Here is an 18,779-nt window from a genome sequence, read left to right as displayed (position 1 = left end):
CATTCGACAGGAGCGATTCACTGTGAATAAAATATTGATGGCATTATACGGGGTGTCCGTCATTTTAACATTCGCTGTTTTTTACTGGATGAATTATTTAACTGCTCCGGTTCTTAATAATGATTACCGGGGAGGAAATGGCAACCCTGCTTTGTTTTTCCCTGTAGTTCTTATGCCCTTTCTATTTTATTTTCTTTATGGAACTGTAGAGTTGTCGATGCGATTGGCAGAAAGATGGCTTAGTCGAAAAAAGATCATTATTATGATTTCGTTGAGTTTGATTTATGTAATAGTCGTAACTTTATGGACCATTCATGCAGCTGATCGCTTTCGGACTTATATCGTGGAGACGAAAGATGCATATAACGATCCAACAGAATTTGCATTGTTAAATGTATTTTCTAATCATATATTTTTTAATCCATTGACGTTTTCCGGAGTCGTCGGCATTTGTTTTATCGCAGGAGCGGGATGGAGTTTGAAGAGAAGGGCGAGGTTGTAGAGTTATGGGGTGGAGGGATTACTGGTTTAGCAAATAAACTTGAAGTTTTTGCAAACAAAGTGGAATTTCCCGCAAACAAATAGAGTGTTCCTGCAAACAAAATAGATCCATGCGCAAATAACGCCTTGTATCGTGCAAACAACTGCAGCAACTAGCATCTCCAAAGGAGTGTTCAAATGACTAAAGCGAGTAAATCTTGGATTGGAGCGGCCGGTATTGTCGTGTTGGACAACAAAATCTTGATGGTTAAAGAAAAAGCGACAAAAAGATGGAGTGTGCCGTCAGGCGAAATTGAAAACGGAGAAACTGTGGAACAAGCGTGTATAAGAGAAATACAAGAAGAGACAGGGTTTAGCGTGTCAGTGGGAAAAGCTATTCACACCAAAAATATGGTTATCGGAAATTTCAATGTAACAACTTATTATTTTTATTGCACAATAAGTACTGGAGAAATCATAAATACAGACCCAGATGACGAAATTGAAGAAATCGCTTGGCAAAACTACGACAATCTTTTAGCAATTGAACATGATTATCCTGAAGACTTGGAATTGCTTTTGTCATTCGTCACTGCACCAAATTGTATAGAAGGGAGAAACAAGCATGTCTTATGAAACCAATTGTCCTTTTTGTAATCCAACAAAAGACCACAATCAAAAAATTATAGTTGAAAATAAAAGCTGCTATTTTCTCCAACATGACAAGCAACAAGATGTCCTAGAAGGCAGTGGAGTAATCGTGCCGAAGCAGCATCGTGCAACAACGTTCGATTTAACAAAAGACGAGTGGAATGATACATATGAGTTATTGCAAAAAGCGAAAGAATACTTAGATCGAATCTATGCCCCAGATGGCTATACACTTGGCTGGAATGTGGGCGAGGCTTCGAACCAGTCGATTCGGCATAGCCACCTTCATGTCATTCCGCGTTATCACGATGAACCTTTAGCGGGGAAAGGATTGCGTCATTGGTTAAAACAACCGGAGAACAAACGAGTGAGAAAATAAGGGCGCTTTTCAGTTTTGCAAACAAAACGCAGTTTGCCGCAAACAAATAACAACTTAGCGCAAACAACTAGAGCCAATCCGCAAACAACCAAGTCTATCCCGCAAACAAACACCATATTTCCGCAAACAACTGGATGATGAAACCAATAAATGATATTTATTTTTAAAAAAGGGTGGAAGTAGAAGATGAAAATAGAAACTGAGCGATTAACATTAATGCCATGTGATAGTGGTTTAATTGAAATAATGGAAAAACAAGGTTACGACAAGAGTCCTCATTCGCTTAATCAAATAAACGAGCTATCGAAAGACCCGACTTTATATGGATGGGGTAGTTGGTTAGTTATGCGGAAATCAGATGGTCTAATTGTTGGAGATGCTGGATTTAAGGGAGCGCCAAATTCAAATAAGGAAGTGGAAATCGGTTACGGGTTTCTTGAATCTTGTTGGCATCTGGGGTATGCGACCGAAGCTGTTGAAAGCCTTGTAACGTGGGCATTTAATTTATCTGTGGTAGAGAGAATCATTGCAGAAACAGAGGTAGAAAATATCGGGTCAATCCGTGTACTGCAAAAAATTGGAATGAACCAACTAGAGAAAAAAGGCGATATGCTGTACTGGGAATTACGTAAAGTAGATAAATAGAATGATAAGGGCACAACAGATTTATTCAAAGCACTTTTTAAAACCGTCTTTCTAATGGAAAACGGTTTTTTATTGTGAAAAATTATAGCTTTTCTAGTACTCGATCAATATTTTTCCATTCATAAATTAGTTCGTTTACTACTTTTTCATCAAACTGAAGTTGCACCGTTCTAATCAATTGAGCTCCGTAATATTCGTAGAAAAATCGTGTTGGATTGTCTTCAAGAACTTCGACAAAGATTTTTTCATAATTCAGTTGTTTAAAATGAAGAAATAATGCTTTCATCAGCAGTTTGCCAATGCCTTGACCGTGATATTCATCAAGCAAGTAGATAGAAGTTAAATCTCCGGAGTTCGCTACCGTATTCGTCACTCTTTTCGAAGCCGTACCGAAGCCAGTGATTTGGCCAGCATCCGTTTCTGATACAACGATGTAATTGGTGTTGTCGGCAATGTTGTTTTCCCAAAGAGTTGTCCGTTTCTTATAGGATAAACTTGTTAAATATTCGTGAGGCAAAATTTCTTTATACGTGGACCTCCAACTATCAACATGTACTTTCGCAATCGCCGGCGCATCTCGTTTGGTTGCTTGTCTAATTATCATGACGTCACTCCCATTTTTAAAAAGCATAGCATAAATACTGGGAATTGGTCGATTTGCAAACAAACTAGTATTTGCCGCAAACAAATAACAACTTAGCGCAAACAACTAGAGCCAATCCGCAAACAACCAAGTCTATCCCGCAAACAAACACCATATTTCTGCAAACAACCTCAATTATCTTCTAACATGAAGTATTCTTTTCCCAAATAAAAATAGTAAAGACGCCTTTGATCCGAGAAGAGATCAAAGACGTCCATATTTCATTACCTAATTTAGTTTAATATTACCTACCACCTAGTAAATCAAACAATCCACCTGCGGCACTGCCTTCACCTTTTGAACGGCCAGCAGGGTTTTGAGGAGCTGCCGCAAAGACGCGACTGGCTAAACGACTAAATGGCATTGACTGAATCCACACGCTACCAGGGCCGCGTAATGTTGCAAAGAACAAGCCTTCGCCACCAAACAAAGCGGTTTTAATGCCAGGCACAGCTTCAATATTATAATCAACATCGCCAGTCATGGCGACTAAACAACCTGTATCCACGCGAAGTACTTCACCTTTTTGAAGGTTTTTGCGGTAAATGGTACCGCCGGCGTGAACAAATGCTAAGCCGTCGCCTTCAAGTTTTTGCATAATAAATCCTTCGCCACCAAAAAATCCAGCACCAATTTTACGTTGAAATTCGATGCCTATTGAAACGCCTTTAGCAGCTGCTAAAAAAGCATCTTTTTGGCAAATGATTTTGCCGTTTAATGTGCTTAAATCCATAGGAATGATTTTTCCTGGATAAGGAGCAGCAAACGAAACATGCCGTTTGCCTGTTCCGTTGTTTGTGAAAGTCGTCATAAACAAACTCTCACCGGTAATAATTCGCTTACCTGCACCCATTAGTTTGCCCATCAAGCCACTACCGCCCGAACTTTGAGAACCGTCTCCAAATATGGTCTCCATCACTATGCCATCTTCCATCATCATTAATGCGCCGGCCTCTGCAATGACTGTTTCTGCAGGATCTAGTTCCACTTCGACAAATTGCATATCGTCCCCGTGCAGTTTGTAGTCTATTTCATGATTGTTCATTACTACTCCTCCTTTTTTCTCATAGTATTTCTGTTATATACTAAATACGTCTTGAGCGATAGAAAGTTTCAAAATATTGTGTAGAAAAACGGATAGGAGATGGAATAGATGAATGCACAAGAATGGATTACGCGTCTTGATATGACGGCACATCCCGAAGGTGGGTATTACAAGCAATCATTTGTATCGCCAGAAAAAGTTACAACAGCAAATCATCCGCAAGAACGAAATTTATACACGAGTATTTATTTTTTACTGCAATCACATGATATTTCGCATTTTCATCGATTAAAATCAGATGAACTTTGGTATTTTCACGCCGGCGAAGCTGTGACGGTACACATAATCGACGAAAAAGGAAGTTACCGCGCAGAAAAGCTTGGTTTAGATATCGCAGCTGGTGAACGACCGCAAATTTTAGTGGAAAAGGGCAGTATATTTGGTTCGACAGTAGATGCAGAAGCGACATTTTCATTAGTCGGCTGTATGGTGTCACCAGGCTTTGACTTTGCTGACTTTGAATTGCTGTTGCAATCAGATTTACTGGAAGATTTCCCTGAACACAAAGAAATCATTAAAAAAATGGCTTGCAAAAAAATTCCGGGTACTCTATCGGAGGGGTAAGATAAATGCTAGACTTACAGTAGACAAAGCAAAAGGGTGAGGGAGAAAAATGGGAAGTCTTTTATTGATATTAATCATTGCTGTGGCAATTTTTGTCGGCATTGCGTCAAAAAAGTTTTACAACAAACCGTATATTGTGAATTTTGGTATCGCTGTCATGATGGCATTACTTGTGATTCAAACATTTATGATGACACCAATTAGTACGCTTGGTTACGCCGCCATCGTTATTTGTTCAATAGCGTTTGTATTCCAACTGGTTATGGGCTTCAAAAACTTAAAAACAGTAGCACAGTAAATAAGAAAAGGCTTCTGATCGCTGATCAGAAGCCTTTTTTGTATACGAAAAAAACTAAAGTTGGTTAAGTGCCGTCTCGATTTCGCGATCACCTGAAACAACTGCAAAAGTTTTATTAAAGACATGTTCATTGTCTAACGAATGGAACAAAACGTGTGCTACATCTTCACGTGAAATTTCTCCAGAGTCTAAATCTTCTACTGCCAAAACTTTACCGGTAGCGGGTTCGTTGGTTAAAATCCCCGGGCGGATAATGGTATAAACCAATCCGCTCGCTCGTAAAATATTATCAGCATGATGCTTAGCCACATAGTAATGGGCCATATCTTCTTTCCACATTGCCCGTTTGTCAGCATTTATCGCGCTGATCATAAGGAAGCGTTCGGTTCCTGTGCGTTCAGCAGCTTCGATGGTTTTGGCAGCCCCATCCAAATCAATCAACAATGTTTTGTCGGCACCAGTGTTGCCACCACTGCCGGCTGCAAATACGACTGCATCGCAACCTTCCATGGCTTCTGTGATTTCTTCAACGCTACCTTCTAAGCTAGTTAGGACCGTTTCCACACCTAAACTATTAAAGAAACTCACTTGCTCTTCTTTGCGGATCATCGCTTTTGGTGTATGTTTGTCACTAGTTGCAAGCATTTTTACAAAATGTCTTCCGATTTGTCCGTTTGCACCGACGACTAAAACTTTCATCCACAAAACCCCCTTGATATTTTCACCCTATCTCCATCATATACGCTCTAAAGACTATTTCAAGTAAGGCTTCTTTTAGTATGTTCTGAAAAATGACAATTAGTCAAAAAGGGGACTATATTCTCAAGTTAACTTTAGTATAATGGTAAATATATTAAAAACTTTATTGCTAATGATTCAAGGAGGAACACGATGAACCCGATGTCTGAAACAAAAACAACGTACATGAAAAAAACGACGCACAGAAGAGAGACTCCGCCAGATTTTTCCCAGTTTAAAGGGGAAAGACTTGATAAAGAACCAAGCCAGTTTCTTGAAATGGTTAAACATGCTTTATGGTTCTGTGCAGGAGCAGGCATTTTACTAGCGATGATTTTTTCGTTATTTTATTTTGTTTAAAGAAAAAGGGGGACTATTGAATGATTCGGTATCCTGCAACAACTATTAAGAAAATTGGAGTGACTGCGCCGTCATCAGGAGTGGGCAGTGAACATCACGCGCTATTAAAACAAGCAATCAAAAGACAAGAACAAAACGGCTTTACATTTGTGACGGGTGATACTGCTTGGACTCAAAACTTGGCAAAATCTGCACCTGCTAAAAAGCGTGCCGATGAGTTGATGGAAATGATGACGGATCCGACTATTGATCTGATTCTGCCGCCATGGGGTGGGGAATTGCTGATTGAAATATTGGAATACCTGGATTTTTCGAAAATGCAGCCAAAATGGATTCTAGGGTATTCAGATCTTAGTGTCCTATTACTAGCTTTTACATTAAAAACAGGAATCGCCACAGCACACGGTACTAACTTGATCGACTTGCGTGGTGAACAAAGTGACGAAACTACAGGTCGCTGGTTATCGATTTTACAAACCGGGGCAAAGGGCTCTGTTGCCCAAAGTTCATCTACGTTGTATCAAAAAGAGTGGAATCATTCGGTTCCATCTCCTGTCGTGTTTCATTTGAGTGAACCGACTGTATGGAAAACCGTTTCTGGAGGGGAAGAAAACTTCTCAGGCCGACTGTTAGGCGGCTGCATTGATGTAATTCGCCATTTGATCGGAACTTCTTTTGGCGATGTTCAAAATTTCAAGAAAGAACATATTCCAGGAGAACCCGTTGTTTGGTTTTTGGAAAATTGCGAGTTGCCTGTAGCAGATTTAAAAAGGTCACTAACCCAAATGAAGTATGCAGGTTGGTTTGATCATTGTACCGGCATCATTTTTGGTCGAAGTCCTGCAAATGAGCCAACCCAAGAATATACGGTGGAGAAAATGTATGAGGACTTATCAGAAGAACTTGATGTGCCGATTGCTTACGATATTGACTTAGGGCATGTACCGCCACAACTCACCTTTATTAACGGGGCGTATGCAGAAGTTCGAGTGGCAAGTGGAAAAGGAACTATCACACAGCAATTTATATAAAGGATGTTGTTTATGGAATTTCGCCAACTCACCATTAAAGATACGCAAGCGTATTATGACTTACGGATTGAAGCTTTAACAAACAATCCAGATGCGTTTGCAACAAGACTAGAAGATGCGCTAACAAGGCCAATTGAAAAAACGGCACAAAATTTGGCGATGAAAAATGCTTTTACATTTGGCGCGTTTGCGGAAGGCAGATTGCTGGGGAATGTTACTTTAATGCGAAATTTAGCTCCGATGTTACACCATCGTGGTGCTGTTCTTGCAGTCTATGTAACACCAAGTGAAAGAGGCAAAGGGTTGGCCAGTCATTTAATGCACCAACTTCTAGAGTTTGCCAAAACTTTGCAAGGTCTAGAACGTTTAGATTTAGCGGTCGCAACTGAAAACAAGGCAGCTATCGCCTTGTATGAAAAACTTGGTTTTGAAAAATACGGAACAGACCCACGAGCGATGAAAACACCTGAAAAATATATTGATGAAAACCTGATGGTGAAGTTCTTATAGCAATTACAAAAGGTGTATTGGATCATTCCAATACACCTTTTTTTTATTCATTCAATTTATATAGCTTATCATCGTCGTCCGCTGGTGTACCGCGGCCGTCGGTATTGTTGGTTATAAAGTAAAGCGAGTCTCCATCCGACAACACATCTCGAACACGCCCAAAGCCTTCAATCGAATCTGTCACTTCAGCATTTTCAGGATTCACTACTTTTATGGCAGTACCACGAAGTGCAGCCACATATAGGAACCCGTCGTGCATCGCAATGCCACTCGGAGCCCAAGTGTCATCTGAGCCGGTAGTGAAAAATGGAGATTCTAATTCATTTTCAGTGGCAGTGCCTTCAATGGTTGGCCATCCGTAATTATTACCTTCTTCTATAATATTAAGTTCATCATTAGCCGATTGTCCGTGTTCAGAAGCGTACATGATGTCTTCGTCCCATGTAATTCCTTGAGGATTTCGGTGACCTGATGAGTAAATTTCAAATTCATCGGAAGAATTGAGCTTTAAAATTTTGCCATTCACGGAGCCTAAGTCTTGAGCAAGCTCTGGAGTAGAGGCATCGCCAACCGTTGCAAAAAGTGTGCCGTCTTTATCTAATGCTAAACGGCCGCCGTGATGAACATTGCCCGTTGGAATGCCTTCTAGTAAAACTTGGCTTTCTTGCCATTCACCATTTTCTAACACAAGTGTGATAATTTTATTGAAATCTTTGCCGTTGCGTTCGTAAACATAATAACCATACGCTTCTTGGCTGGTTTCAAAATTTTGTTTTAAGACAAATCCTAAAAAGCCAGCTTCTGATGCACCGGAAAGTTTATCCGAAAAGTTAACTGGTTGATGTGTCACTGTACCATCTTCATCAATATAAGCGACGTTGCCAGTTCGCTCTGAAATATAAAATTCATTACCCAATTTGTTAATTGCCCATGGTGTCTCTAATCCTGTGGCAATTTCTTCAAAAGGTGCCGTTGCTTTTTCGGGGTCCGCAGCTGAATTGTTGCAACCGGCTAAAAACAATAACGACAGTGAAGCTATTAAAATCTTTTTCATGAAAAAAACCTCCTTTTTATTATTTTAATGGAATTGGACGTTGATAGGAAACAAAACAAAGAGTGGTCGTTGTTAGATCGAGTAAATGTTAGTTTCTTAATTTTCTCCACATAAAAAGAAGACCTTAGCCGACTTGATGTGGCTAAGGTCTTCCGTAATTTAAACTGGCTTTTTTTTCGTTTGCATAATTTCTACAATGACAAATCCGAGCGTAACGCCTAATAACACATTAATGATCAATGGATTTAAGTATTGGTCGCGGAAAATAGTTGCGACTGTCAAAATGTAGAAAGCAGCTTGGGTGAGTTTTGCAATAAACGGAATCGCGTCTTTTGGGTAGCGAGTACGTGCCAACTGAAACACAAGAAAAGCCAGCAACAAAACCAAATAATGAGGCCATGAGAAAACGGAAAATACATTATTGATTATTGCGAAAAGCACGAGCGGAATAAAATAAAACAAAAGCGATTTCACGTGAAAAGCCTCTTTTCTGCTTATTTTTTCATATTGTTTTGTTGCTTACGACCGAATAGCAAATACAAATTGTAGATTGAGAATATAACTGCAACAGTTACAATCACTACCGAAACCATTGGATAAACGGATACTCCATTTTGCATCATTTCATTGATTCGTGTGTAGACGATCCACGGTCCAATGACCAGTATAAAAATATCAAGTGCGGTACCAAGTTTTGTTCTCATGAGCTTCCTCCAATAAAAGATGATATTTTAATCTTATCAGACTTTAGCACGGACGTATGCATAGAAAGAAAAACAGCCGCCCATAAAACATAAGGGCAACTGCAAGTTTGTATCCTTATTTATGTGCACGAAGTTCAGTTCTTGCAAGGGCGTCCGCCGCACGGTTTTGAGAGTCCGGAATCCATTTTATAAAGCAATACTCAAATTGATCGCCAATTTCTAACGCGCGTTCCAGTAAAGGTTTGAATTTCGGGTTTTTAATAAACCGTCTTTCAAATGCATCAACCGTTACTTGTGAATCTGATTTGATCGAAATCATGTGAGGCGCCAATTCTTTGGCAAGCTCCAAACCTTTAACGAGCGCCGTAAATTCCGCAGTGTGATTGTCCATTTCACCCACATACTCGCTCCAGTGAATAACATGACCTTCCCCGCGAATAAAAACACCAACAGCACTTACTTGGGGCGTGCCAGCACTTGCGGCGTCTACAAACACTTCTAACATCCAATCACCTACTTTTCGTCAATGGGCGTAATCATTTTTGCTAAATAGCCGAATGGCGTATCTAGAATAGAAACAATAAACTTCAACACATAAGTTGAGAAGAAAATTTGGAGCCATACATCAAAGGGAAATACTCCCCAAAATGCAATCGAAGTAAAAATTAACGTATCTAATAATTGGCTTAATAAAGTAGAACCGTTATTGCGAATCCAAAATTGACTATCTTTCGGAAAAATTTTGCGAAGCGCCTCGAAGATGATCACGTCTAGATGTTGACTAGCTAGATAAGCAATCATGCTGCCGATAGCAATTTGCGGAATAAGCCCAAAAATCGTTTCTAAAGAGCTTTGTGCAAAATCACTGTCCGCGGGTATAAACTTAATGCCAAATTGCATCACTAGCACCATGATTAGCAGGGAAGAAAAGCCGAGCCATACCGCTTTTTTTGCTTCTTTTTTGCCGTATTTTTCATTTAAAATATCGGTTGCTAAAAATGTGGAAGCATACAAACTGTTGCCAAGTGTAGCAGTCAAGCCAATGATTTCAATCGTTTTTGTAACTTGAATATTGGCAAGGACTGTTGAAATCGCCACCCATGCAAACAAGCCTGTTTTCCCGAAAAACTTATACATGATTAGTAATAGAACAAAATTGAACAAGGCAAAGCCAAGTCCCCAAAATTCATTAAACAAAAAACTTCCTCCTTAGTTTTGGTAAAGCGGGAGTTTGCGAACCGCTCAGTACATGAAAATATCCTCAGCTAGTATAACTATTGTTGGTATAAAAAACAAATGCGTAGTAGAATGAGAAAATGATGTTTTGCTAAGAGGTGACTACGTGAAGAAAATTTCTATTATAAAAGAAATTGATGACATGCTGACGACTTATTGTGATGGGTGTTTTGTGAAAAACCAACTTCGCAAAGACGATGGAAAAACAGCGGCTCATCGATTTTGCATTAGCAACTGTACAGTAGGTGCACAATTGCAGTTTCTAGGCAATGAACTGAACAAAATCGGAACTGGCACCAACCAATAACTGTTTTCTACTGACATACAAAAAGCAGGAACGGAATTTCCGTCCCTGCTTTTTTCTATTTTCTAGTTGTTATTCCGAATCGACTTCAATAACATTTGCAGCCTGTGGTCCACGGTTGCCATCAATAATATCGAAAGATACAGTTTTGCCTTCAGTTAATGTACGAAACCCGTCACCTTGGATGCCTGTAAAATGGACAAATACATCATCGCCATCATTATACTCAATAAATCCGTAACCTTTTTCTGAGTTAAACCATTTTACTGTCCCTTGGTTCATACAAGTTCCCCCTAGTATTGAGTATGTCATGGACCTATAGACGCCATGTTATGGATGGCTATACTATACATGAAGCCTATGTATACGTCAATAATCGTTGGGGAGACAGGTATTTTGGAGTCACTTCAGGTTATAATAGAAGAAACAAGCGATAGGAGCGGGAGAATGAATCAAGAAAAAATCAATCAATGCTTAAAAGAAGTTAAGAAAATTTATGAGCAGTTTGATGCGAGCCACGACTGGCAGCATATTGAACGCGTCATGAAAAACGCCAAAATGATTTTGGCACAAGAAAACGCTGATGCTTATATCGTTGAGTTGGCGGTGTTGCTACACGATGTTTCAGATCCAAAATACAAAAAGCCGGATGAGGATTTAGAGCGGGAAATATTAGAGCGCCTCAACTTGACTGATGCCCAAAGACAAGAAATACAAGAAGTTATTGCTTCTGTCTCGTTTAAAGGTGGAAACGGTAAGCCTGCAACAAGCATCGAAGCTAAAATTGTTCAAGATGCAGATCGCTTAGATGCAATCGGTGCAATTGGCATTGCGAGAGCTTTTGCATACGGGGGAGCGAAAGGACGTAAACTATACGATTGGCACGAAAAAGCACGAACAGAAATGACCGAGCAGGAATACCGAGAAGCGCAAACAAGCAGTGTTACGCATTTTTACGAAAAGCTTTTATTGCTAAAAGATCAAATGACAACGGAAACTGGTAAGCAGATGGCTGAAGAACGCCATGAATTTATGCTATCCTTTTTAAAGCAACTTCAAACAGAAACGGATGGGAATAAATGAGCCACTTAAATATTACGAAATTAACTAAAACAGTTGGAGCCAAAACATTATTCAAGGATGTTGAATTTTCATTGTATCCTGGAGAACGTGCCGGATTGATCGGCGTAAACGGAACAGGAAAATCAACCTTGATGTCGATATTAGCAGGATCAATGGATGCAGACAGTGTTGTCATGGATCATCCAAAAAAATATCAAATTACGTATTTGATGCAAGAACCTGAATTTGATGAGTCATTAACAGTACTAGAAACAGTATTCTCAGGAAATTCTCCAATTCTCGCATTAAACCGCGCATATGAAAATGCACTAAAAAATATGATGGTTGATTCCAGTTCGACACAACTTCAAGACGAATTGATGGATATTCAAGAAAAAATGGAGCAAGAAAATGCGTGGGACATTAACGCACTTGCTAAAACTGCGTTGTCAAAATTGGGAATTGATATGTACGACCAAGCAGTAGGTGAATTATCAGGTGGTCAGCGCAAACGTGTCGCCCTTGCAAAAGCATTGATCGAACCAGCTGATTTAATACTTCTGGATGAGCCAACCAACCATCTTGATGCTGTTTCAACAGAATGGTTACAAGAAACGCTATTACGTATGGGATCAGCTATGCTTTTCGTAACGCATGATCGCTACTTCTTAGATGCGGTATCTACTCATATTTTCGAAATTGCGGATCAAACGATGTATACGCATAAAGGAAACTATGGCGATTATTTAGAAAACAAAGCCATTCGCGACGAAATGAACGCTTCGTCTCAACAAAAACTTGAAAACCGTTTTCGTTCAGAATTAAAATGGATTCGCCGCGGTGCAAAAGCACGTTCAACCAAACAAAAAGCACGGATTCAACGATTTGACGAAATTAAAGAAAGTGTTCAAAAAGAAAACGACAATACGTCGCTTGAACTATCAATGCAAAGTCAACGTCTTGGTAAGAAAATCATCGAAGGCAAAGATATGGGCGTTGCTTATGGCGACAAACAAATTTTCAGCGGATTTGATTTCCTTCTTCAAGGTGGAGATCGCATTGGAATAGTCGGACCAAACGGAGCTGGTAAATCTACACTAATGAAAATGTTAGCTGGAGAGTTAGAGCCAACAACTGGCAAAATGGAATATGGCAGTACCGTGAAAATTGCTCACTTTACGCAGCATTTGCCTGAAATGGACGAATCACAACGTATGATTGAGTATATTCAAGAAACGTCGAGTGATTTTGAAGCGGAAAAAGGGGTTCGATTATCTGCCACTCAAATGCTTGAGCGTTTCTTGTTTCCATCAAACGGTCATGGTACACAAATTGGCAAATTGTCGGGTGGCGAGCGTAAACGCCTATACTTGTTGAAACTGTTAATGGAACAGCCAAATATTTTATTTTTAGATGAGCCGACAAACGACTTGGATATTCAAACACTTTCTGTGTTAGAAGATTTCTTAGAAAACTTCCCAGGCGTTGTCATCACCATCTCGCATGATCGCTTTTTCTTAGATCGTATCGCACAGAAATTGTGGACAACGGGTACTGGGAAAATCGAAGAATACCAAGGACTGTATTCGGAATTTATAAAAGAAAAAAACAATCCGGTGGCTCTTGCTGAACAAGAGTTAGTGGAAACAGTTGTACCTGAGCCCGTTAAAACGAAAAAAAAGATGAGCTATAAAGATCAACTAGAGTATGATGGCATCTTAGATAAAATCGCTGAAGCTGAATCGAAAATCGAAGCTCGTGAAGAAGAGATGGCTTTGGCGGGAGCAGATTACGATAAATTGCAAAAGCTAACAGAAGAAGTGAATACGTTAACTGCAGAGTATGACGCCTTAATTGAACGATGGACATACCTTCAAGAAATCGCAGAAGCGTGATCGACTAATTGCAGGAGGGATTTTTGTGAAAATTTTAACCATTGAACCGACACCAAGCCCGAATACGATGAAAGTAATCATCGATCAAGAATTGCCGTTTGGCAAAAGTCATAATTACAATAAAGACAATATAGAAACAGCTCCAAAAGAAGTTCAAGAATTGCTAGCGATTGACGGTGTCAAAGGTGTTTATCACGTGGCTGATTTCCTAGCTGTTGAACGCATTTCGAAATTTGATTGGGAAGCCATTTTGGCACAAGTGCGCAATGTCTTTGGGGAAGATCGTGAACACACAGGTGACGAAATTGAATTAGATGAACATTTCGGAGAAGTATATGTTCATGTTCAGGAATTCAAAGGCATTCCGTTACAAGTAAAAGTTTTCGACAATGCTTCAGAAGAGCGTTTTGGTATGCCTGAGCGTTTTATCACAGCGATGAAGCACGTAATGGACCCGACTGAAGAAAACTACTTGATGCAACGTAAGTGGGCAGATTATGGCGTCCGTTACGGCGATAAAGCCGAAATCGGCAAAAGCATGGTAGAAGAAATCGAAGCAGCTTACCCACAAGAGCGCTTGGATTCACTTACGACGAAAAAAGACGAAGAACAGCACGAAGCAGCACCGCGTGGGCGCAAAATTTCTCCAGATGAATTTAATGCGCCTGACTGGGAAACTCGTTTTCAGCTACTCGATCAAATGATCGAAGCAGACCTAGACGATTTGCCATTATTATCACTAGCGCTTGATGATGAAAAAATGTCAATTCGTCGACAAGCGGCTATTTTCCTTGGAGACATTGATGACAAAGCAGTCGTTCCTTATGTAGAACGTGCTATGAAAGATAAAAGCTGGGCTGTCCGAAGAACTGCAGGGGACACCATTAGTGATTTAGGATTTGAAGAATTTGAGTCAATTATGATTGAAACCTTAAACGATAAAAACAAATTGGTTCGCTGGAGAGCGGCAATGTTCCTGTATGAAACGGGTACAGAATCAGCATTGCCAGCGTTAAAGCAAGCAGAAAATGATCCTGAGTTTGAAGTGAAATTGCAAATTAAAATGGCCATTGCACGTATAGCAGAAGGTGAAGATGCAAAAGGTTCAGTTTGGAAACAAATGACCGAAGCGCGACAAGCGATGAAAGGTGAATAAAAAATCCGGTGACTTTAGAGTCGCCGGATTTTTATTTTTGCTTAGATTTTCAATAATATGTTTTTAACAGATGTTTAAGAGGTAAAGAGCTTTTAGTTGATTTGTTCAGAAAGTCATCATTTACGAGGAGGAATAGCGAATGAACACGAATGTATACTCTGTAGAAATTTTATATAGTGGAAAATACGAATCTTGGGAATTTGCGAGTCGTGAAGAGCGTGATGCTTTTTATGAAAAAGTAATTCGCGAATTTAACGATCAAAAAGTCGACAAACAAGAAGGGGAAATAGATGATACAAAGATTGTCCAATTGTCATCAAATAATTTGGAACTCCAAGAAAATGGAGAATACGTTCAAAATATGACTATTGAATGGTTCGACTATGATGTTTTTAGTAAAATGCTTGACTATATCAATCATGAATATATTTAAACTCAAGTCTTAAGTCCTAGAGTGGACAATAACATTAAAAGTTCCTTTGAAAAAAAGTATCAATCAGCGTTTTTTGTAATGGTCATAGTCAACAAATTAGAAAGAAATACATGTTGAAATGGCTCCCTACTTGAAGTGTTGGTTTGATCGATTGGTATACAAATAATAAAAAACTACCCAAGCAGGGTAGTTTTTTTATTGCTAGAAATGTGCTGTTGCATTGGAATTAATATTATAAATATAGGGTATTCTAGGTATTTAAAATCATTTAATGATACAAAAGACAAGAATATACGCATTTTCCTTAAAAAAATTTAAAAATATTAGGTCCATGTATACGTTTTTTGTTAATAAGTTTATGATATCTTTTAAATATACATAGGAGGGTTTCAGGTGAATCTTACGGTCAATGGAATAGTATTGAGTCAAAAAAGAAGTTCGTTAATTATTAGAGAGCTAATCAGAGAATCAGTTGCTGAACATGCAAAAGACGTAGAAGAATATTTAAAAGATTATACGGTAGAAGAAATGGGGAATACCATTACTCTTCGCCCACCATCAGCTGAAGGTATTCAAATTTCACTATTCAAGTCATCCTAAAGGGTGGCTTTTTAAATTGTCTTGGAGTTAACAGTACGGAACTTTAACGTGTCTAACCGAAAGTTAACTATTCCTATACAGGCTAATCAACTGTCTAGGAATGAACAATAATGTATTCCAAATAGCAGTAAAAAGCATTTCTAATGCTAAACCGACACTAAGGTCTTTTAAAAAATCTGCAAAACAATAATCTTTCTTCTTTTTCTTCATAAAATTCTCCCGTTATTTAGACTCTTGTTAAGAACTACCCACATCATACTCATTACTACTTTAATCACGAATCTCTTTAATACTTTTTCCATCTAAAAAAGCATGACCCGATTGCAACGTATGAATCGTAGCAAAGCCGTAGCGGTTGTAAACTTTTTCAACTTGTTCATTTATCGGGTGAACCCATAAATGTTCTAGCTTCATCTCTCGAGCTTCTGTTTGTATTTGTTGTAATACAAAACCTATCAATCCTTGCCCTCTAAATTCTTCAATTGTTGCAACACTTTCAATACGACCTTGCTTGTTATGCACAAACAAGCATGCTGTCGAACTCGGATTGCCATTTATTTTTAATAAGTAATGCGTATAGCGACTATCTTTAAACTCTGTTTCAAAAGCTTTTTCGCGAACGGCTTTTCCGCCAAACTCCTTAATCTGACACTCTACCCACGATGCTTCTTTGTAATTGGTACTGTTTACTTTTTCAACTGTGACATGTTCAGGAATTGAAAGCGTAGTTATTTTATTGTTCCATAACTGGATTGGTTGAGGAATTTCTTCATATTGAAATCCCTTGTCTTTTAATTGGACAATAAAGCTTGTCAGCAAATCGACATCACCCAAATAGAACCGTGGCGTAATGGAATAAGATCTATAAAATGCAAGCACTTCATCGATGACTTTTTCAGGATGCTCGGGTTGTGAGTTTAGATAAGCGTGATTCGCATCATAATAATCTGGCTGGTCGGCATTTAAAAACAACGTTCCCCATGACCGGTCAAGTTTAGTGGAAAAAGACTGCAAAAGCGCAAAATCTAATTCGTTGATTTGTTTTGTTAATTCCATCTAGTTCACCCTCTTTCTTTTTGCTTAACGTTAATCATACAGGACTAACCGATTAAATTCATGAAAAAAATCATATTTGAATCCGCACACTATGAAATTACAGAGAATCTAGGTTACACTAAAATAGATAAAACCTAGAGTTTTAAGAAAAGCTTAATTGAAAAGGGGCGAAAAGCATGAACGCATATGATGAATACATGAAGGGCATTGTAGTTCCAATGCGCCAAGAATTGGTTGGAGCAGGATTTACAGAATTAGTGACAGCTGAGGAAGTCAACGAACATATGAGCACTGCTAAAGGAACTAGTCTTGTAGTCATTAACTCAATTTGTGGCTGTGCAGCAGGATTGGCACGTCCAGCAGTTATAGAAGCACTTCAAACGGTAGAAGCAAAACCAGAGCATTTAGTGACGGTCTTTGCGGGTCAAGATAAAGAAGCAACAGCGCAAATGCGAAATTATTTTGAAGAAGTGGCTCCATCGTCACCATCGATCGCGGTAGTAAAAGACGGCGAATTGGCTCATTTTATTCCGCGTGAACAAATAGAGGGCTATCCAATGGAACAAATTCGTGACCATTTGGCACAAGCGCTTGAACAGGTGGCTGCTCAGTGAAAACGATCGTCACAACAGCGTATCGCCCAACTTCATCGATGATGGAGTGGGCGGAGCGTGTTTCAACAGAATTATCGCTTCAGCAAGTTGCACGCAATAAACGTTCCATCGAGAAAATGCATGCAGAAGAATCGGCTGATTTGTTGATCTGTTTAAAAGAACGGCTTGAGTTTTATCCACTGGGTAAATCAGAGCCGTTCTTTTTTCATCCGAATTCAGCTGCTTATCGAACAAAGAGACCGCTCGAAAAAGACCCATTAATTGTGGTTTCGAATTTAAAGTCGGGGGACTCATTTTTAGATTGCACGCTAGGTCTTGCCTCTGATGCTCTAGTTGCTTCTCAGCGCGTAGGAGATGGGGGGCGGGTGATTGGTTGTGAAAGCCATCCAATTCTTTCTTACGTCGTACAACAAGGATTAAAACAGTATAGTGAGACGCCACACTTAATGGACGCAATGAGACGAATCGAAGTGGTTGCTTCGGATGCTGTTTCGTTTCTTCAAAAACTTGAGTCGGATTCTATTGATGTAGTTTATATGGATCCGATGTTTACAGAAGAAATTGCAGAAGCCACAAACTTCACAGCGCTAAAAGGTTTGGCAGATAGCGGTCAGTTAACAGAGCAATGGGTAACTGAAGCTAAGCGTGTTGCGCGAAAAAGTATTGTGTTAAAAGCACATTTCCGCTCACACGATTTTGAGCAGTTTGGTTTTGTTCGACGTGTGCGCCCGAATACCAAATTTCATTATGGTGTGATTTCGCTCGAACAAGAAAATAACTTTTAGAAACGAGATTTAAAATAGCATCGATTGTCGCCAAGTTTTCAAATCTGCTTTGCGAAATAGGATGCTATTTTATTTTGTTTAGTTACTATATTAAATCGTAAAGTGGAGTAAGAAATGAATGCTAAGCAAATCTCTTGAAAGAATATACCCCCTATGGTATATTTTATTTACTTTCAAAAGCCATTCTTTATTAGGAGGAAGCGATTATGACAAACAAAGTTACAGTCTATTCAACAAATACGTGCCCTTATTGCACAATGATGAAAAATTTTTTAGACCAGAATAATGTGGCGTACAGAGAAGTAAATGTCCAGCAGGACCAAGCAGCTGCCAATCGTCTTGTCCAAGAAACTGGCCAAATGGGTGTCCCCCAAACGAATATAAATGGTGAGTGGGTTCTTGGATTCGATCCGAATCGTGTTTCAGAATTATTGAACGCATAAACAAATTATGGTAAGAATAAAGTACAAACGAAA

General features: G+C 39.2%; 28 protein-coding genes. 18 read left to right on the top strand and 10 right to left on the bottom strand.

The window, feature by feature from the left end; all coding sequences use genetic code 11:
- Positions 1-22: 22 nt before the first annotated feature.
- The 4 genes from BCM40_RS09260 to BCM40_RS09245 all read left to right on the top strand — a co-directional run bounded on the left by BCM40_RS09260 (position 23) and on the right by BCM40_RS09245 (position 2,155).
- Positions 23-502 (top strand): hypothetical protein, encoded by a 480-nt coding sequence (locus tag BCM40_RS09260; RefSeq protein WP_065526166.1) that lies wholly within the window; start codon positions 23-25, stop codon positions 500-502.
- A gap of 176 nt (positions 503-678) precedes the next feature.
- Complete coding sequence (locus BCM40_RS09255) at positions 679-1,116, top strand: NUDIX hydrolase (protein ID WP_065526167.1); 438 nt, start codon at positions 679-681, stop codon at positions 1,114-1,116.
- A complete protein-coding gene (locus tag BCM40_RS09250; protein WP_065526168.1) occupies positions 1,106-1,510 on the top strand; it encodes an HIT family protein in 405 nt (134 codons plus the stop codon). Before BCM40_RS09255 ends, BCM40_RS09250 begins: the two co-directional genes overlap by 11 nt.
- A 186-nt stretch (positions 1,511-1,696) precedes the next feature.
- Complete coding sequence (locus BCM40_RS09245) at positions 1,697-2,155, top strand: GNAT family N-acetyltransferase (protein ID WP_065526169.1); 459 nt, start codon at positions 1,697-1,699, stop codon at positions 2,153-2,155.
- Between the two features lie 82 nt (positions 2,156-2,237).
- Here the strand turns inward: BCM40_RS09245 and BCM40_RS09240 are convergent, their stop codons facing one another.
- Positions 2,238-2,759 (bottom strand): GNAT family N-acetyltransferase, encoded by a 522-nt coding sequence (locus BCM40_RS09240; protein ID WP_065526170.1) that lies wholly within the window; start codon positions 2,757-2,759, stop codon positions 2,238-2,240.
- Positions 2,760-3,042: 283 nt separating this feature from the next.
- Positions 3,043-3,843, bottom strand: coding sequence for a TIGR00266 family protein (locus tag BCM40_RS09235; protein ID WP_065526171.1), 801 nt, complete (start codon positions 3,841-3,843; stop codon positions 3,043-3,045).
- A gap of 108 nt (positions 3,844-3,951) precedes the next feature.
- Here BCM40_RS09235 and BCM40_RS09230 point away from each other — a divergent pair, with 108 nt between their 5' ends.
- Positions 3,952-4,467: a cupin domain-containing protein gene (locus BCM40_RS09230; RefSeq protein WP_065526172.1), complete on the top strand. Its 516-nt coding sequence runs from the start codon at positions 3,952-3,954 to the stop codon at positions 4,465-4,467.
- Between the two features lie 49 nt (positions 4,468-4,516).
- Positions 4,517-4,765, top strand: coding sequence for a hypothetical protein (locus BCM40_RS09225; RefSeq protein WP_065526173.1), 249 nt, complete (start codon positions 4,517-4,519; stop codon positions 4,763-4,765).
- A 54-nt stretch (positions 4,766-4,819) separates the two neighbouring features.
- Here the strand turns inward: BCM40_RS09225 and BCM40_RS09220 are convergent, their stop codons facing one another.
- Positions 4,820-5,464 carry an SDR family oxidoreductase gene (locus tag BCM40_RS09220; protein ID WP_065526174.1) on the bottom strand — a complete coding sequence of 215 codons (645 nt, stop codon included), beginning with the start codon at positions 5,462-5,464 and terminating at the stop codon, positions 4,820-4,822.
- Between the two features lie 192 nt (positions 5,465-5,656).
- Here BCM40_RS09220 and BCM40_RS09215 point away from each other — a divergent pair, with 192 nt between their 5' ends.
- Genes BCM40_RS09215 through BCM40_RS09205 form a run of 3 tightly spaced genes read left to right on the top strand, consistent with a single transcriptional unit; the run spans position 5,657 to position 7,404 of the window.
- Positions 5,657-5,863, top strand: a complete 207-nt coding sequence (locus BCM40_RS09215) for a hypothetical protein (protein WP_008430523.1) — start codon at positions 5,657-5,659, stop codon at positions 5,861-5,863.
- A 20-nt stretch (positions 5,864-5,883) separates the two neighbouring features.
- Positions 5,884-6,894, top strand: coding sequence for a S66 family peptidase (locus tag BCM40_RS09210; RefSeq protein WP_065526175.1), 1,011 nt, complete (start codon positions 5,884-5,886; stop codon positions 6,892-6,894).
- A 12-nt stretch (positions 6,895-6,906) separates the two neighbouring features.
- Positions 6,907-7,404, top strand: coding sequence for a GNAT family N-acetyltransferase (locus BCM40_RS09205; RefSeq protein ID WP_065526176.1), 498 nt, complete (start codon positions 6,907-6,909; stop codon positions 7,402-7,404).
- Between the two features lie 43 nt (positions 7,405-7,447).
- Here the strand turns inward: BCM40_RS09205 and BCM40_RS09200 are convergent, their stop codons facing one another.
- From BCM40_RS09200 to BCM40_RS09180, 5 genes are all read right to left on the bottom strand, one after another.
- Positions 7,448-8,458, bottom strand: a complete 1,011-nt coding sequence (locus BCM40_RS09200; protein WP_065526177.1) for a PQQ-dependent sugar dehydrogenase — start codon at positions 8,456-8,458, stop codon at positions 7,448-7,450.
- Positions 8,459-8,617: 159 nt separating this feature from the next.
- Complete coding sequence (locus tag BCM40_RS09195; protein ID WP_008430530.1) at positions 8,618-8,932, bottom strand: hypothetical protein; 315 nt, start codon at positions 8,930-8,932, stop codon at positions 8,618-8,620.
- 20 nt (positions 8,933-8,952) lie between these two features.
- Complete coding sequence (locus BCM40_RS09190) at positions 8,953-9,162, bottom strand: hypothetical protein (protein ID WP_008430532.1); 210 nt, start codon at positions 9,160-9,162, stop codon at positions 8,953-8,955.
- A 115-nt stretch (positions 9,163-9,277) separates the two neighbouring features.
- Positions 9,278-9,667: a ribonuclease HI family protein gene (locus BCM40_RS09185; protein WP_065526178.1), complete on the bottom strand. Its 390-nt coding sequence runs from the start codon at positions 9,665-9,667 to the stop codon at positions 9,278-9,280.
- A gap of 8 nt (positions 9,668-9,675) precedes the next feature.
- Entirely contained in the window at positions 9,676-10,359 is a 684-nt protein-coding gene (locus tag BCM40_RS09180; RefSeq protein WP_065526179.1) for a queuosine precursor transporter, read from the bottom strand.
- 145 nt (positions 10,360-10,504) lie between these two features.
- Here BCM40_RS09180 and BCM40_RS09175 point away from each other — a divergent pair, with 145 nt between their 5' ends.
- On the top strand, positions 10,505-10,705 hold the full coding sequence (locus BCM40_RS09175) for a zinc-finger domain-containing protein (RefSeq protein WP_065526180.1): 201 nt from the start codon (positions 10,505-10,507) through the stop codon (positions 10,703-10,705).
- A 69-nt stretch (positions 10,706-10,774) separates the two neighbouring features.
- On the opposite strand, the gene BCM40_RS09170 is transcribed toward BCM40_RS09175, so the two are convergent.
- The gene (locus BCM40_RS09170) at positions 10,775-10,984 is read right to left on the bottom strand and encodes a cold-shock protein (protein ID WP_008499149.1); all 210 of its coding nucleotides are present in this window, start codon (positions 10,982-10,984) and stop codon (positions 10,775-10,777) included.
- Between the two features lie 165 nt (positions 10,985-11,149).
- Between BCM40_RS09170 and BCM40_RS09165 the strand changes: the two genes are divergently transcribed.
- From BCM40_RS09165 to BCM40_RS09145, 5 genes are all read left to right on the top strand, one after another.
- A complete protein-coding gene (locus BCM40_RS09165) occupies positions 11,150-11,785 on the top strand; it encodes an HD domain-containing protein (protein WP_065526181.1) in 636 nt (211 codons plus the stop codon).
- On the top strand, positions 11,782-13,659 hold the full coding sequence (locus tag BCM40_RS09160; RefSeq protein WP_065526182.1) for an ABC-F family ATP-binding cassette domain-containing protein: 1,878 nt from the start codon (positions 11,782-11,784) through the stop codon (positions 13,657-13,659). The genes BCM40_RS09165 and BCM40_RS09160 overlap by 4 nt, the downstream gene beginning before the upstream one ends.
- A gap of 25 nt (positions 13,660-13,684) precedes the next feature.
- Positions 13,685-14,815: a conserved virulence factor C family protein gene (locus BCM40_RS09155; RefSeq protein WP_065526183.1), complete on the top strand. Its 1,131-nt coding sequence runs from the start codon at positions 13,685-13,687 to the stop codon at positions 14,813-14,815.
- 139 nt (positions 14,816-14,954) lie between these two features.
- Positions 14,955-15,248, top strand: coding sequence for a hypothetical protein (locus BCM40_RS09150; protein ID WP_065526184.1), 294 nt, complete (start codon positions 14,955-14,957; stop codon positions 15,246-15,248).
- A 393-nt stretch (positions 15,249-15,641) separates the two neighbouring features.
- Entirely contained in the window at positions 15,642-15,848 is a 207-nt protein-coding gene (locus BCM40_RS09145; protein WP_065526185.1) for a hypothetical protein, read from the top strand.
- 270 nt (positions 15,849-16,118) lie between these two features.
- Here BCM40_RS09145 and BCM40_RS09140 read toward each other — a convergent pair whose 3' ends face one another.
- Positions 16,119-16,904, bottom strand: a complete 786-nt coding sequence (locus BCM40_RS09140) for a GNAT family N-acetyltransferase (protein ID WP_065526186.1) — start codon at positions 16,902-16,904, stop codon at positions 16,119-16,121.
- Positions 16,905-17,080: 176 nt separating this feature from the next.
- Here BCM40_RS09140 and BCM40_RS09135 point away from each other — a divergent pair, with 176 nt between their 5' ends.
- From BCM40_RS09135 to BCM40_RS09125, 3 genes are all read left to right on the top strand, one after another.
- Positions 17,081-17,518, top strand: a complete 438-nt coding sequence (locus BCM40_RS09135) for a BrxA/BrxB family bacilliredoxin (RefSeq protein ID WP_065526187.1) — start codon at positions 17,081-17,083, stop codon at positions 17,516-17,518.
- Entirely contained in the window at positions 17,515-18,303 is a 789-nt protein-coding gene (locus BCM40_RS09130) for a class I SAM-dependent methyltransferase (protein ID WP_083394504.1), read from the top strand. The genes BCM40_RS09135 and BCM40_RS09130 overlap by 4 nt, the downstream gene beginning before the upstream one ends.
- Before the next feature lie 206 nt (positions 18,304-18,509).
- Positions 18,510-18,746: a glutaredoxin family protein gene (locus tag BCM40_RS09125; protein ID WP_065526188.1), complete on the top strand. Its 237-nt coding sequence runs from the start codon at positions 18,510-18,512 to the stop codon at positions 18,744-18,746.
- Positions 18,747-18,779: the final 33 nt, after the last annotated feature.

The sequence above is a fragment of the Planococcus donghaensis genome, assembly GCF_001687665.2.
Classification (GTDB): Bacteria; Bacillota; Bacilli; order Bacillales_A; family Planococcaceae; genus Planococcus; species Planococcus donghaensis.
Note: the sequence above shows the minus strand (reverse complement) of the source record. Positions and strands in the feature narration are given on the sequence as shown.

Excerpts from the sequence above, each read along its gene's own strand:
- BCM40_RS09240 (WP_065526170.1), bottom strand. The coding sequence starts at position 2,759 with ATGATAATTAGACAAGCAACCAAACGAGATGCGCCGGCGATTGCGAAA.
- BCM40_RS09165 (WP_065526181.1), top strand. The coding sequence starts at position 11,150 with ATGAATCAAGAAAAAATCAATCAATGCTTAAAAGAAGTTAAGAAAATT.
- BCM40_RS09170 (WP_008499149.1), bottom strand. The coding sequence starts at position 10,984 with ATGAACCAAGGGACAGTAAAATGGTTTAACTCAGAAAAAGGTTACGGA.
- BCM40_RS09185 (WP_065526178.1), bottom strand. The coding sequence starts at position 9,667 with ATGTTAGAAGTGTTTGTAGACGCCGCAAGTGCTGGCACGCCCCAAGTA.
- BCM40_RS09135 (WP_065526187.1), top strand. The coding sequence starts at position 17,081 with ATGAACGCATATGATGAATACATGAAGGGCATTGTAGTTCCAATGCGC.
- BCM40_RS09200 (WP_065526177.1), bottom strand. The coding sequence starts at position 8,458 with ATGAAAAAGATTTTAATAGCTTCACTGTCGTTATTGTTTTTAGCCGGT.
- BCM40_RS09140 (WP_065526186.1), bottom strand. The coding sequence starts at position 16,904 with ATGGAATTAACAAAACAAATCAACGAATTAGATTTTGCGCTTTTGCAG.
- BCM40_RS09235 (WP_065526171.1), bottom strand. The coding sequence starts at position 3,843 with ATGAACAATCATGAAATAGACTACAAACTGCACGGGGACGATATGCAA.
- BCM40_RS09150 (WP_065526184.1), top strand. The coding sequence starts at position 14,955 with ATGAACACGAATGTATACTCTGTAGAAATTTTATATAGTGGAAAATAC.
- BCM40_RS09125 (WP_065526188.1), top strand. The coding sequence starts at position 18,510 with ATGACAAACAAAGTTACAGTCTATTCAACAAATACGTGCCCTTATTGC.
- BCM40_RS09205 (WP_065526176.1), top strand. The coding sequence starts at position 6,907 with ATGGAATTTCGCCAACTCACCATTAAAGATACGCAAGCGTATTATGAC.
- BCM40_RS09250 (WP_065526168.1), top strand. The coding sequence starts at position 1,106 with ATGTCTTATGAAACCAATTGTCCTTTTTGTAATCCAACAAAAGACCAC.
- BCM40_RS09225 (WP_065526173.1), top strand. The coding sequence starts at position 4,517 with ATGGGAAGTCTTTTATTGATATTAATCATTGCTGTGGCAATTTTTGTC.
- BCM40_RS09245 (WP_065526169.1), top strand. The coding sequence starts at position 1,697 with ATGAAAATAGAAACTGAGCGATTAACATTAATGCCATGTGATAGTGGT.
- BCM40_RS09160 (WP_065526182.1), top strand. The coding sequence starts at position 11,782 with ATGAGCCACTTAAATATTACGAAATTAACTAAAACAGTTGGAGCCAAA.
- BCM40_RS09210 (WP_065526175.1), top strand. The coding sequence starts at position 5,884 with ATGATTCGGTATCCTGCAACAACTATTAAGAAAATTGGAGTGACTGCG.
- BCM40_RS09215 (WP_008430523.1), top strand. The coding sequence starts at position 5,657 with ATGAACCCGATGTCTGAAACAAAAACAACGTACATGAAAAAAACGACG.
- BCM40_RS09230 (WP_065526172.1), top strand. The coding sequence starts at position 3,952 with ATGAATGCACAAGAATGGATTACGCGTCTTGATATGACGGCACATCCC.
- BCM40_RS09220 (WP_065526174.1), bottom strand. The coding sequence starts at position 5,464 with ATGAAAGTTTTAGTCGTCGGTGCAAACGGACAAATCGGAAGACATTTT.
- BCM40_RS09190 (WP_008430532.1), bottom strand. The coding sequence starts at position 9,162 with ATGAGAACAAAACTTGGTACCGCACTTGATATTTTTATACTGGTCATT.
- BCM40_RS09255 (WP_065526167.1), top strand. The coding sequence starts at position 679 with ATGACTAAAGCGAGTAAATCTTGGATTGGAGCGGCCGGTATTGTCGTG.